10 protein-coding genes are annotated in these 13,566 nt (G+C 66.5%); 5 read left to right on the top strand and 5 right to left on the bottom strand.

Annotated features, from left to right (window positions below):
• From ACFE77_RS08930 to purD, 3 genes are all read right to left on the bottom strand, one after another.
• Nucleotides 1-743: HAMP domain-containing protein (locus ACFE77_RS08930; RefSeq protein ID WP_375421285.1), on the bottom strand; the 743-nt coding region annotated here is incomplete at its 3' end.
• A gap of 215 nt (nucleotides 744-958) precedes the next feature.
• Nucleotides 959-1,588 carry a hypothetical protein gene (locus ACFE77_RS08925; RefSeq protein ID WP_375421284.1) on the bottom strand — a complete coding sequence of 210 codons (630 nt, stop codon included), beginning with the start codon at nucleotides 1,586-1,588 and terminating at the stop codon, nucleotides 959-961.
• A gap of 38 nt (nucleotides 1,589-1,626) precedes the next feature.
• Nucleotides 1,627-2,907 (bottom strand): phosphoribosylamine--glycine ligase, encoded by a 1,281-nt coding sequence (purD, locus tag ACFE77_RS08920; RefSeq protein WP_375421283.1) that lies wholly within the window; start codon nucleotides 2,905-2,907, stop codon nucleotides 1,627-1,629.
• Here purD and xseA point away from each other — a divergent pair.
• Genes xseA through ACFE77_RS08905 form a run of 3 tightly spaced genes read left to right on the top strand, consistent with a single transcriptional unit; the run spans nucleotide 2,906 to nucleotide 5,359 of the window.
• Entirely contained in the window at nucleotides 2,906-4,279 is a 1,374-nt protein-coding gene (gene xseA, locus ACFE77_RS08915; RefSeq protein ID WP_375421282.1) for an exodeoxyribonuclease VII large subunit, read from the top strand. The genes purD and xseA overlap by 2 nt on opposite strands.
• Before the next feature lie 25 nt (nucleotides 4,280-4,304).
• The gene (locus ACFE77_RS08910) at nucleotides 4,305-4,505 is read left to right on the top strand and encodes a DUF2093 domain-containing protein (protein ID WP_375421281.1); all 201 of its coding nucleotides are present in this window, start codon (nucleotides 4,305-4,307) and stop codon (nucleotides 4,503-4,505) included.
• Complete coding sequence (locus tag ACFE77_RS08905; protein WP_375421280.1) at nucleotides 4,502-5,359, top strand: M23 family metallopeptidase; 858 nt, start codon at nucleotides 4,502-4,504, stop codon at nucleotides 5,357-5,359. The genes ACFE77_RS08910 and ACFE77_RS08905 overlap by 4 nt, the downstream gene beginning before the upstream one ends.
• Before the next feature lie 26 nt (nucleotides 5,360-5,385).
• On the opposite strand, the gene ACFE77_RS08900 is transcribed toward ACFE77_RS08905, so the two are convergent.
• Nucleotides 5,386-5,898, bottom strand: coding sequence for a hypothetical protein (locus tag ACFE77_RS08900; RefSeq protein WP_375421279.1), 513 nt, complete (start codon nucleotides 5,896-5,898; stop codon nucleotides 5,386-5,388).
• 229 nt (nucleotides 5,899-6,127) lie between these two features.
• On the opposite strand from ACFE77_RS08900, the gene ACFE77_RS08895 reads away from it, so the two are divergent.
• Entirely contained in the window at nucleotides 6,128-9,121 is a 2,994-nt protein-coding gene (locus tag ACFE77_RS08895) for a TonB-dependent receptor domain-containing protein (protein WP_375421278.1), read from the top strand.
• Between the two features lie 106 nt (nucleotides 9,122-9,227).
• Nucleotides 9,228-10,511, top strand: a complete 1,284-nt coding sequence (locus tag ACFE77_RS08890; RefSeq protein WP_375421277.1) for an aspartyl/asparaginyl beta-hydroxylase domain-containing protein — start codon at nucleotides 9,228-9,230, stop codon at nucleotides 10,509-10,511.
• Nucleotides 10,512-10,842: 331 nt separating this feature from the next.
• On the opposite strand, the gene clpB is transcribed toward ACFE77_RS08890, so the two are convergent.
• Nucleotides 10,843-13,422 (bottom strand): ATP-dependent chaperone ClpB, encoded by a 2,580-nt coding sequence (gene clpB / locus ACFE77_RS08885; protein ID WP_375421276.1) that lies wholly within the window; start codon nucleotides 13,420-13,422, stop codon nucleotides 10,843-10,845.
• Between the last annotated feature and the right edge of the window lie 144 nt (nucleotides 13,423-13,566).

Here is a 13,566-nt window from a genome sequence, read left to right as displayed (position 1 = left end):
GCGCCGACCTCGTCACCGCGCGTCGTTCCCTCGACATCCTTGGCGTAATCCCCCGCCGCGATCTCCCCCATCTGCCCCTGCAGCCGCGACAACGGCCCGGTGATGCCCGACCGGATGACGAAGAAGGCGAGGCCGACGCCGACGACCACGCCGACCACGCCCATGATCAGCAGCGTCGTCGATGTCGAACCGCCTGCCTCGGCAAGCGCGAGCGCGTGGCGAGAGGCGACCTCGTTGCGGGCGGCCGTGCGCTTCTGCATGTCGGGACTGAAGGCAGCCATCAGCGGATCGGCCCGCGCAACGATCCGGCGCGCCGCGTCGTTGTCGTTAGCAAGACCGCGGTCCATCGCCTCCTCGGCAAGCCGATAGATCGCCTCGGCCTTGCCGGCGATGAGATCGACCTCGGCGCCGGCGGCGGGTTCGGAGGACTTGATCTCCGCCATCATCGTCGTCGCGGAAGCATAGGCGGTCTTCATCGCCGTCTGCGCATCGCGGGCCGTTTGCGATGCGCCGTCATACGCTATCCCTCGATAGACGGCATAGACCACCGCGTTCATCCGCGCGTTGACGCGCGCCATTCGCGTGGTGTTCGGCATCGTGACATCGACCAGCGAGGTATATTCGGTGCTGGTTTCGCGGATTCGGCTGGCGCCGTTCCAGCCGACGAACAGCGTGATCGTGCCGAGCAGCAGCAGCAGGGCGACCATCTTCGGCAATATCTTGATGTTTTCGAGGAGGCCCATGGGAAAACCCTTCGCTGACGCACGGCTGCCGCCGGCACGATGCGTGCCGGCTCCGTCCGCCGGATGGACAATCGGCATTGTAGAGGGTGCGGAGGGTGAGTGGGCCGACCTAGCGGGATTCTACGTATGCGGCCGGTCGCGCCGTCTTGCGTGGCCGCAGGTCGCGCCGCAGATGAGCGATGCTCGATATCACCGGACGGGGTCCGGTACGCGGATCAGAGGCGGCCGAATACCGCTTCGAAACCGGCCTTGTCGCCGGCAGCCAGGAACCGGGCCTGTTCAAGCCACCGGTCCCGGCTCATCCGCCCCGAAAAGCTGCCGAGCTGCGCGTCGAGCCGCGCCGCCTCGTCGTCGTCCAAGGCGGCGAGATGGCGGACGGTGGTGATCCCCGATTCGCCGAGCCGTGCGGCGACCTTGGGACCTAGCCCCTTCAGCATCGTCACCGGTGCATCGGCGTAGCTGGTCGCACCCGCCGGCGCGGTTGCAGCTTCGCTGGCGGGGCTCGCCGCGAGCGGTGCCGCCGCGGCGATCGGTTCGTCGTCGAGAGGCACAGGTGCCGGCGTCGAGTCCACCACCGGTGCGGCGGCCGGTTCTACAGCCGGCTCAACCGGCGGGAGCGCGGCGACGGTGGCGGGCTCGGTCGTCGTGTCGACCTGCCGATTATGCTCCACCACCGCCTCGTCCGCTTGGCGGCGGCGGCGCTTCTGTCGCATGCCGTAGACGATCGCCAACAGCGCGAGCACCGCGAGTACGCCGATGATCGCGAAATGCATCGTGGTGATCACCGACGTACCCTCGGGGATCAGGCTGGCACCGGGCGCGGACGTGGCGGCTGTTTCGTTCATGGCGTCACGTTAGCCGTGCCGCGCCCGGGCGGCGAGGGCTAATGGTTTAACCTGCGCGTCAATTCGCGCCAGCCGATGTCGCGGCGGCAGAAGCCGGACTGGAAGTCGAGCGCATCGACGCCGCGATAGGCAGCGGCCTGCGCCGTGGCGATGTCCGCGCCGGTCGCGGTGACCGCGAGCACGCGGCCCCCCGCCGCGACGAGCCGGTCGCCATCGCGACGCGTTCCCGCCTGGAAGACGCGCGCGCCGGTCGCCTCGGCCCGGTCGATGCCCCCGATCGCGCCGCCGGCGTCGGGCTTCCCAGGATAGCCCCGCGCGGCGACGACGACGGTGAGCGCCGGATCCGCGGCGAACACCGGCGCCGGCTGATCGGCGAGCGTGCCGGTCGCGACCGCCAGGAGCAACGCCAGCAGGTCGCCCTCATACCGTGCCATCAGCACCTGGCATTCGGGATCGCCGAAGCGGGCGTTGTATTCGATCAGCTTGGGGCCGGTCGGGGTCAGCATCAGCCCGGCATAGAGCACGCCCGAAAACGGCATTCCCTCGGCGCGCATCGTTTCCACGGTAGGGGCGACGATCTCGGCGATCGCGCGTGCCTCCAGCGCGGGAGTGAGCACGGGGGCAGGGCTGTAGGCGCCCATGCCGCCGGTGTTAGGGCCGGTGTCGCCCTCGCCGACGCGCTTGTGGTCCTGCGCGGTGCCGAACGGCATCAGCGCGGTGCCGTCGGTCAGCACGAACAGGCTGACTTCCTCGCCGGTCAGGAACTCCTCGATCACCACCTCGGCACCAGCCGCGCCGAACGCGCCGTCGAACATCGTGTCGAGCGCGGCCTCTGCCTCGGCAGGCGACATCGCGATCACCACACCCTTGCCGGCTGCGAGCCCGTCGGCCTTGATCACGACCGGATAGCCGAACGGCGCTAGCGCCGCCCCCGCATCCGTCCGGCTAGTGCAGCGGACATAGCCCGCGGTCGGGATACCCGCGCGACGGCACAGGTCCTTGGTGAAGCCCTTGGAACCCTCCAGCTGCGCCGCCGCCTTGTCGGGGCCGAAGGTCGGGATCCCCGCCGCGCGAAGGGTATCGGCAAGCCCGTCGACCAGCGGCGCTTCCGGGCCGATCACCACCAGCCCGATCGCGTGGTCGCGCGCGAAGCCGACCACCGCGGCGTGATGCGTTACCGCCAGGTCGATGCATATGGCGTGCGCCGCGATCCCGGGGTTGCCCGGCGCGGCATACAGCGTATCGAGCGCTTGCGATTGCGCGAGCTTCCAGGCGAGCGCATGTTCGCGGCCCCCCGACCCGATCAGCAGGACGTTCATGCCCGATCCCTTTTCCGACGACGCGCGGCTGGTAGCCGAGCCGGTGGCCGGCGACAACGCGCTTGCGCTGTCGGTCGGCGAACTCGCGTTCAAGCTGAAGCGGATGGTCGAGGGCGAGTTCGGCCATGTCCGCCTGCGCGGCGAGATCTCGGGATACAAGCGGGTCGCGTCGGGGCACAGCTATCTATGCCTGAAGGACGACCAGGCGGTGATCGACGGCGTGATCTGGAAGGGCAATGCCAGCGCGCTCGCCTTCGTGCCGCAGGACGGCGTCGAGGTGATCGCGACCGGCAAGCTCACCACCTATCCCGGCCGGTCGAAATATCAGATCGTGATCGAGCGGATGGAGCTGGCGGGCGCGGGCGCGCTGATGGCACTGCTCGAAAAGCTGAAGGCGAAGCTGGGCGGGGAAGGGCTGTTCGACCCGCGCGGCAAGCGGCGGCTGCCGTTCATGCCGCGGGTGATCGGCGTGGTGACTTCGCCCACCGGCGCGGTGATCCGCGACATCCTCCACCGGCTGGAGGATCGCTGTCCGACCCATGTGGTGGTGTGGCCGGTGAAGGTACAGGGCGAGGGCGCCGCGAACGAGATCGCCGCCGCGGTGCGCGGCTTCGACGCGATCGCACCGGGCGGCGCGGTGCCGCGGCCCGATCTGGTGATCGTCGCGCGCGGCGGCGGCTCGATCGAGGATCTGTGGGCCTTCAACGAGGAGGCGGTGGTGCGTGCGGTCGCCGCCTGTTCGATCCCGATCATTTCCGCGGTCGGGCACGAGACCGACACGACGCTGTGCGATTTCGCCGCCGACCTGCGCGCGCCGACGCCTACCGCCGCCGCCGAGATCGCGGTGCCGGTGCTCGCGGACCTGCGCCTGACGATCGAGGCGCAGGCGACGCGGACCGAGCGTTGCGCGCGTCGGCATGTCGAGCGCGGCCGCGAACGGCTGGCGGCGCTGGCGCGGCTGCTGCCGAAGCGCGACGCGCTGCTCGGGCCGCAGCGGCAGCGCGCGGACGATTACGGGCAGCGGCTCGATCGCGGGCTGGAGCGGCGGGTGACGCTGGCGCGCGGGCAGCTCGACCGGACCGGCGGCGCGCTCCGTCCCGCGGCGTTGCTCCGCCAGCTCGAGGCGAAGCGCGCGAGCCTGGCGGCGACGTGGCGGCTGGTGCAATCGCTCAACCCCGATACCGTGCTCGACCGCGGCTATGCGCGGGTCACCGCGCGGGTCGGCGGCGCGACCCTGTCGTCGAGCGCGGCAGTGCGCGGGGCGGGCGCGGTGACGTTGCGCTTCGCCGATGGAACGGTCGACGCGCGGGTTGAGCGGGCGGGCGGCAAAACCTATGATCGCGCGCCGGCCGAGCAGCCCTCGCTACTCTGAACCGTTCGCAAGCCGAAAGACCCCGATGCTCGTCTCGAATTCCAATCGCTCCGCTCGGCTTCAATACATGGCCAACGGCTTCCGGGTGCTCAGCCCCGGCGACCATGTCGTCTGCGCGGTGACCGGCGCACGCATCGCGTTGCAGGACCTGCGCTACTGGAGCGTCGAGCGGCAGGAGGCCTACGCCAGCGCCGCGATCGCGAGCGAGGCAATGGCGCCGCGATGATCGCACGCCTGGTGGCGGCACTCGCACTGGCAGCACCACCGCAACCCGTCTTCGCGCCGCCGACCCCCGCGAGCGCGCCTGCCCCGACAACGACCTTCCATTGGCAGGGAACGCTAAGCCAGGGCGGGTTGATCCGTGGTACGGTACCCACGGGGACGGTGACGGTCACGCTCGACCACCGACCGGTGCCGATCGCGGCCGACGGCGGTTTCGTGATCGGTTTCGACCGTGATGCGCCTGCTATCGCGACGCTCGTGGCGACCCTGGGCGATGGTCGCCGCGTTTCCCAGCAGCTGACGATCGCGCCACGAGCATGGCGGATCGAGCGGCTGGCGACCCTGCCGCGGGTTCCCGTGCCCGACCCCGTATTCGCCGAACGCCGCCCGCCCGAGCTTGCCGCGATCGCCGCGGCCCGCGCGCGGGTCACGACGGCATCGGGTTGGCGGCAGCCGTTCATATGGCCGGCGATCGGCCGCATCTCCGGCCTGTTCGGCGCTCAACGCATCTATCGCGGGGAGCCCGGCGCCTATCACGGCGGCGTCGACATCGCGAAAGCCACCGGTGCCGTCGTCCGCGCGCCCGCCGACGGCGTCGTGATCCTCGCCGCGGATCACCCCTTCACGCTGGAGGGCAATCTCCTGATGATCGACCACGGCTTGGGCCTCAACAGTGCTTTCCTTCACCTGTCGCGGATCGACGTGCGGGACGGTCAGGCGGTGCGGCAGGGCGACCCTATCGGCCTCGTCGGCGCCACCGGCCGCGCGACCGGTGCCCACCTCCACTGGGGCCTGCGCTGGGGCGAGGCACGGCTCGATCCGATGCTGGTGACGGGAGCGATGCCTGTCGCGAACTGATCATAAGTGTGGCTGGGTTCGGACGCTTACCGGACGCGCTTGACCATCACAGTCCGGCTTCTGCCGATCTTGGCGCGGAACCCGCCCAGACGAACGGCGGTGATCTTGACCGTGTCAGCGATCCCCGGTGGCGAGGTTGGCTCCAGCATCTCCCAGGCTGATTTGTCGGTGAGTTCGAAGATGTAGCGGCCTGGTGTTCGGGTGGGCCTGATTGCGCGAACGACGCCGTCCAGCTCCTTCACAGTGGCGCCGCTGACGTCCGCGACGGCGAGCGCATTGGCCGACGGCAATCCGAACGAGCGCCGCCGTCGCGCGACCACCTTCTGGCGATCGAGCACGATCAGTTCGCCCGATTGCCGAACCGTGGCGATCGTGGCGCTGGCACGATCGAAACACGCCAGCCGGACCGCATCGTCGCGTTCGGCGCGACACGCGACCACCGCATCGACCGACCCCTCCGCACGGCGGCTTTGTGCACCCACCGCGGCCGTCAGCATCATCGACAATATGCCCGCGCCGACCGTCGTCATTATCTGCATGGTACGTCCTCATCACGCTCCGAAGGTACAGCTACATAGCCCGTGCCGCGAAGAGAACTGTGGCGATTTTAACACCATTGTCACGAAAGCAGCACTGCACCGCACAATGGTGATTGCCCGCAATCACCAGGCGCCCGTACAAAGACAGCAGCGTCGGCTTAAGCAGCCGGCAACAACGCTACCTAGAGGGCAATCGCTCCTGGTGGCGCAAAAAGGGGGACTACGACACATGAAGAAGCTGTTGCGCCATCAATTGTTGGCCTCGTCCTTGCTGATCAGCTCGACCCTACTGGTGCAGGCTGCCGCCGCGCAGACCGCCCCGCAGACGCCGGGTTCGCCGACCCAGACTCAGGATATCGCACAGGCCGACGGCGAGGCTGTCGGCAGCGACATCATCGTCACGGGCTCGTTGATCAGAAACCCGAACCTCGACAGTGCTACCCCGGTAACATCGATCGGCTCGGAAGAGTTGACGTTGCGGCAGACGAACGTTGCCGAGCAGATCCTGCGCGAAACCCCCGGCGTCGCCGCCAGCATCGGTTCGTCGACCAATAACGGCAACGGCGGCGCGGCATTCGTCGATCTCCGCGGCCTGGGCCAGAATCGCAACATCGTGCTGCTCAACAGCACGCGCATTGTGCCTGCAAATCTTAATGGCGCGGTCGATCTGAACAACATTCCCCTCGCGCTGCTCGATCGGGTCGACATCCTCACCGGCGGTGCCAGCACCACTTACGGTGCGGACGCGGTGTCCGGCGTCGTCAACTTCATTACGAAGCGCGATTTTTCGGGCGTCGATCTAAATGTTAGCGAGCAGATCACCGAACGCGGTGACGGCAACATCTTCCGTGCCGACCTGGCCATCGGCGCTAATTTCGACGACGGTCGCGGCAACGCGGTTCTCTCGCTCGGCTATCAGGAAGCCGACCCGGTCTTCTTCGGCGGCGACCGCGAGCGGTCGAACCTGACGATCGACTCGTTCGATGGTTCGGGCAGCGGCGCGTCGGCAACGGCAGTGCCCGCGCGTTTCTCAGTTTCCGGTATCGGTAATGCCAACATCAATCCGGCCACTGGGGCGCTGGTTGCGCCTTCCACCGCGCTGTTCAACTTCAACCCCTACAACATCTTCCAGACGCCGTTCGAGCGTTTCAATCTGTTCAGTTCGGCTCGCTACGAAGTATCCGATGCCGTAGAAGTGTACAGCGAAGGCCTGTTCTCGCAGAACACCGTGCAGACGATCATCGCACCGTCGGGAACCTTCTCGACCCCGTTGTTCATCCCAATCGGCAATCCCTACCTGCCAGCTTCGGCGCGAGCGACCTTCTGTGCGCAGAATGACTCGAATCCCAATCTTGCCGGCATCCAGACGCTGACGGGTGCACAGTGTGCCGCTGCAGCCGCGACAACCGATCCCAACGACCCCAACTATCGCGAAGTACTCTCCAACGTTTCGCGGCGTTTGGTCGAGGCGGGTGGCCGTATCAGCAGCTATCGTACCGAACTGTTCAACTTCAAGACCGGCCTGCGCGGTAACATCACCGAGGGTGTAAGCTACGACGTTTACGGCGCCTACGGCCGCAGCACCAACACGCAGACTATTCTGAACTACGTGTTCACCGACCGCGTACAGCAGGGGCTGCGCGCCACGAACACTACGACGTGCGTCGACCCATCCAATGGTTGCGTTCCGATCAATGTGTTTGGCGATGCAGGCTCGATCACACCAGATCAGGTCAATTTCCTGCTCGTTCCGGCAACCTCGGGAAATCGCTCGACGCTGGCGCAGGTGCATGGCTTGGTTAACGCGGAGCTCGGCAGGCTCGGCGCAAGCGAGCCGGTGTCGTTCGCAGTTGGTTCGGAATACCGCAAGTATACCGCGGAGGTCTTCGCCGATTTGCTCGCGCAGGATCCGGGCGCGCTGGGCGGCGCGGGTGGTGCGACAGTCCCTGTGAGGGGTGGTTACGACGTGGTCGAGGGCTTCGCAGAAGTCGTCGCGCCGCTGGTTTCCGACCAGACGTTCCTCCACAGCCTGACCGTGGAAGCGGGTGTTCGTTATTCGAGCTATCGCGTGGATGCGCCGGGCAATCCGAAGTTCGATGCCTGGACCTACAAGGGCGGTCTGACGTGGGAGCCCATCGAATCGCTCAAGCTGCGCGGCAACTATCAGCGGGCGGTGCGCGCACCTAACATCGGTGAATTGTTCACCCCGAATGCGGTCGGCCTGATCAACTTGCGCAACGACCCGTGCCAAGGCGCGGCGCCGACGACCAATGCGCTGCTTCGCAACGTCTGCATCGCGCAGGGCGCAGCTGCCAGCCAGATCGGTGTGATCGATCCGCCGTCGGCCGGCCAGGTCAATGGCAGCTTCAGCTACAGCACGAACAATCGGCCTGAGACGGCTGATACCTATACCTTCGGTGCACTCTTCGTGCCGACCTTCGTGTCGAATTTCACGCTGTCGGTCGATTACTACAACATCAAGGTTCGCAACGCGCTGTCGACTCCGGCGGCGGGCGACATCATCGGGGCTTGCTTCTCCAATCTGACCGCGACTAGCGCGTCCAGCTTGGCATGCACCTCGATCCGGCGTGATCCGCTCACTGGCGGTCTCGACGGGGATGCCAGCACCACGCCTGGGTTGCCGCAGCCGCTCACCAACAGCGGGCGTCTGGCAACCGATGGTATCGATCTTGTCGCCAATTACCGTACCGGCATCACCGGTGACGTTAAGCTTGGTCTCAGCATGAACGCCAACTACACGCTGCATTCCAAGTTCCAGGCTACGCCGGGCGGCCTTAATCGCGAGTGCGTCGGTTACTACAGCATCAACTGCAGCCTGACCGGTTCGATCCTGCCGAAGTTCTCGTTCAATCAGCGTAGCACGCTGTCGTTCGGCGACATCGACCTGTCGCTGCTGTGGCGCCACCTGTCGGCAACCCGCCAGGAGCCGTTCGATGCCAATCTGGCGAACTTCGGCTCGAACGGACCGGCGTTCGCCCCGTTCCGCCGGATCAAGGCTGCCGAGTATTTCGATCTCACGATCCGTGCGAGCGTGACCGAGAACCTCGAAGTGACGCTCACCGGTCTTAACATCCTCGACAAGAAGCCGCCGACGGTGGGCAGCAATATCGGTCAGACTTCGTTCAACAGCGGCAACACCTATCCATCCACGTACGATGCGATTGGCCGCCGCTTTGCAGCCAGCGCTCGCGTCCGCTTCTAATGTGCTAAACTCATGACGGGCTCCTCGCGGAGCCGGTCCCTCGCGGCGCCGGCTCTCGCGATCTTCGATCGCGAGGGCCGGCGTTGGGCATTTCGGGAGCGATTAGTTGACGCAACGTGATTTCGCCGCGTCGATCGCTTCTGCCGCTAAGGCCAGTCAGCGTGGCGATTTGGACGCGGCAATCGATGCCTATCGGCGCGCTATCGCTGCCGATCCTACCAGCGCGCTAGCGCACAACGCGCTCGGCAACGTGCTCTTGTCGACCGGCGCTGCCGACACGGCACGCGAATATTTCCGGCAAGCCGCTGCACTGGATCCGACCGCCCCCGAGCTTTTACTCAATTTGGCGAAAGCCTGTCGTTTGGATCAGGACGACGTTGGGGAGGAGGCGGCGCTCGACTCGGCTCTGGCCATCGACCAACGTCTCTTCATGGCCCGGCTCCGCGCGGCCGAGCTGCACGAGCGGACCGGCAACTTGGCTTTGGCGGCAACCCATTGGGGGGCAGTGATTGCGCTCGCTCCGCCGGCACCCGAATGTCCTCCGGCATTGCAGCCGGTGCTGGATCATGCGCGCGTCTTCGTGGCCGATCACATGGCACGTTTCGAGGCAGCCATCCGCCCGGCGCTGGACGCCGGACGCGAACGCGCGTCAGCTGCTGCGCTGCGCCGCTTCGACGTCTGTGTAGATGCCGCCCTCGGCAAGCGTCGGATCTACGCCAACGACTGCCATGGGCTGCACTATCCCTATTTACCGGCGGACGAGTTCTTCGACCGCGGTTATTTTCCCTGGCTTACCCTGATCGAGGCGCAGACCGACGCGATCCGCGCCGAATTGCTTGAGCTGATCACCGACCGCATCGACGTTATCGTTCCTTATGTTCAACAGGACGCCGGCACGCCTCACAACAAGTGGAGCGCACTCGATCGCAACACCAAATGGGGTGCTTTCTTCCTCTGGCGGCATGGGGTTCGCAACGATGCCGCCTGTCGCGCTTGCCCGGTCACTGCGGCAGCGATCGAGCGTTTGCCGCTAACGGATATCCCGGGACGCGCGCCGACCGTGTTCTTCTCGTTACTTGAGCCCGGTGCGCATATTCCGCCCCACACCGGCGTGACCAACACACGGGCGATCGTCCACCTTCCGCTCATCGTTCCTGCCGGCTGCAAATTCCGGGTTGGCGGCGATACTCGAACGTGGCGAGAGGGGGAGGCGTTCGCGTTCGATGACACGATCGAACATGAAGCATGGAACGACGGTCCCGATCTGCGCGCCGTGCTGATCTTCGATACGTGGAATCCACATCTAAGCGACGACGAACGAGGCATGATCCGCAATTTTTTTGCGGCGAGCGACGAGAGCGGCTTCGGAACACCACTGCCCAAGGATTGACCATGATCGCGGCGGCGCGGACGAGCGTCTTCTTAGCCGAGGGAAGCTGCCACGTTGATAGCGTCAGTGACGCGCTAATCAGGCGCCGCAGCGGGTTCAGGCGGTGGCATCCCGATCCACTGCAACGTTCGTGACCAATCCGACGTCATCAACGCCCTCGACGCCAAGGCAGTGTTCGATCCCAACACCTATGGCGGCAACAACTACAATCCCGCGTGGAGCTCGGCCGGTATCGTCGGTCGCCTGTTCCGCGCCGGCGCACAGTTCAACTTCTGAACCGCTCGCCAGGTCAAGGTATCAGGGCGGCTCCCATCGGAGCCGCCCTTTTTCGTCAGGACACCACTAACACCAACTTCCCGTCCCCCTCATCCACCCTGACCGTCGCGCCGTCCTTTACCGCGCCGCGCAGGATCAGATCGGCGAGCGGGTCCTGCAAGTAGCGCTGCACCGCGCGCTTGAGCGGGCGGGCGCCGTAGACCGGGTCGTACCCCACTCTCCCCAGCCACAGCCGCGCCGCGTCGGTCAGGTCGAGCGTGATCTTGCGGTCGGCAAGCAGGCGATCGACGCGCGACACCTGGATGTCGACAATCGGTGCCATCTGCGCCTGCCCCAGCCGGTGGAACAGAATGATCTCGTCGAGCCGGTTGAGGAATTCCGGGCGGAAATGCGCGCGAACGATGTCCATCACCTGCGGCTCGACCGCCGCGACATCCTCGCCGTCGCCGAGATTGGCGAGATACTGGCTGCCGAGGTTCGAGGTCAGGATGATCAGCGTGTTGGCAAAGTCGACCGTCCGGCCCTGGCCGTCGGTCAGCCGCCCGTCGTCCAGCACCTGGAGCAGCACGTTGAACACGTCGCCATGCGCCTTCTCGACCTCGTCGAACAGGATCACCTGATACGGCCGGCGCCGTACCGCCTCGGTCAGCACGCCGCCTTCCTCATAGCCGACATAGCCCGGGGGGGCGCCGATCAGCCGCGCGACCGCGTGCTTCTCCATGAACTCGCTCATGTCGATCCGCACCATCGCGGCGGGATCGTCGAACAGGAATTCGGCGAGCGCCTTGGTCAGCTCGGTCTTGCCGACTCCGGTCGGGCCCAGGAACAGGAACGACCCCATCGGCCGGTTAGGATCCTGCAAGCCCGCGCGTGAACGGCGGACGGCGGTCGACACCGCGTGGATCGCATCGGCCTGGCCGATCACGCGCTTGCCGATCGCCTCCTCCATGTGAAGCAGCTTCTCGCGCTCGCCCTCCAGCATGCGGTCCATCGGGATGCCGGTCCAGCGGCTGACGACCCCGGCGATGTCGTCGGCGGTGACCTCCTCGCGCAGCATCGCGCCCTGGGTGGCCCCCGCCGCCTCGGCGAGCTGCTTCTCGAGCTGCGGAATGCGCCCATAGGAAAGCTCGCCCGCGCGCGCGAGGTCGCCGGAACGCTGTGCCTGCTCCAGTTCGAGCCGCGCGGCGTCGAGCTGTTCCTTCAGCTTGGATTCGCCCGCGATCTTGTCCTTCTCGGCCTGCCAGCGCGTGGTCAGCGCCGCCGACTGATCCTCCAGATTGGCGAGTTCCTCCTCGATATTGTCAAGCCGGTCGCGCGACGCGGCGTCGGTCTCGCGCTTCAGCCCCTCGCGCTCGATCTTGAGGCGGAGGATGCGGCGATCGAGCGTCTCGATCTCCTCGGGCTTGCTCTCCACCTCCATGCGGATCCGGCTTGCGGCCTCGTCCATCAGGTCGATCGCCTTGTCCGGCAGGAAGCGGTCGGTGATGTAGCGGTTGCTGAGCGTCGCCGCCGACACCAGTGCGCCGTCGGTGATCCGCACGCCGTGGTGGAGCTCGTATTTCTCCTTCAGCCCACGCAGGATCGACACCGTGTCCTCGACCGTGGGTTCGCCGACGAACACCGGCTGGAAGCGGCGCTGCAACGCCGGGTCCTTTTCGACATGCTTGCGATATTCGTCGAGCGTGGTCGCGCCGACGCAATGCAGCTCGCCGCGCGCCAATGCCGGCTTCAGCAAATCGCCCGCGTCCATCGCGCCTTCGGATTTGCCGGCGCCAATCAGCTGATGCATCTCGTCGATGAACAGGACGATGTCGCCCTCCGCGGCCTTCACCTCGTCGAGCACGCCCTTCAGCCGCTCCTCGAACTCGCCGCGATACTTCGCGCCCGCGATCAGCGCGCCGAGATCGAGCGACATGAGCCGCCGGCCCTTCAGCGTGTCGGGCACGTCGCCATTGGCGATGCGCAGCGCCAGGCCCTCCGCGATCGCGGTCTTGCCGACGCCGGGTTCGCCGATCAGCGCGGGGTTGTTCTTGGTGCGGCGGGCGAGGATCTGGATGGTGCGACGGATCTCCTCGTCGCGGCCGATCACCGGGTCGAGCTTGCCGTCGCGCGCCGCCTGGGTGAGGTCGCGCGCGAACTTCTTCAGCGCGTCGTACCGGTCCTCGGCGCCCGCGGTATCCGCCGAGCGCCCCTGGCGGAGTTGGTTGATCGCGGTGTTGAGTCCCTCGGGCGTTGCACCGGCGGCCTTGAGCGCCTTGCCCGCTGCGGTGGTGAGCGCGAGCGACAAGGCGACCAGCAGCCGTTCGACCGTGACGAAGCTGTCGCCCGCCTTGGTCGCGATCTGCTCCGCCTGGTCGAGCAGCCGCACGGTGTCGTTGTCGAGCCCCGGGGTCTGCTGCGCGCCCGATCCGCTGACCGCGGCAATCCTTGCCAGCGCCTGGTCGGTCTCCGCAACCGCGCGCCGCGCATCGCCGCCCGCTGCCTGGATCAGCCCCGCGGCCATGCCCTGCTCGTCCTCGAGCAGCGCCTTCAGCACGTGTTCGGGGGCGATCCGCTGATGGTTCATGCGGATCGCCACGGTCTGCGCCGATTGTAGGAAGCCCTTGGCGCGGTCGGTGAATTTCTCGATGTTCATGCTGTTGCCTGTCCTCCGAACCGCCCAGATGGTGTTGTATTTGAGCAACACAAGAGGGTGCGGGCAAAGCATGTCGGGATTTCCGCGGCTTGGCGAGCAGCATCGCCGTCCGGAGATCCGAGTGTAACGATAGCGTCATCTCAG

The sequence above is a fragment of the uncultured Sphingomonas sp. genome (assembly GCF_964243315.1).
Lineage (GTDB): Bacteria > Pseudomonadota > Alphaproteobacteria > Sphingomonadales > Sphingomonadaceae > Sphingomonas.
This window is presented reverse-complemented; position numbering and strand designations above follow the sequence as displayed.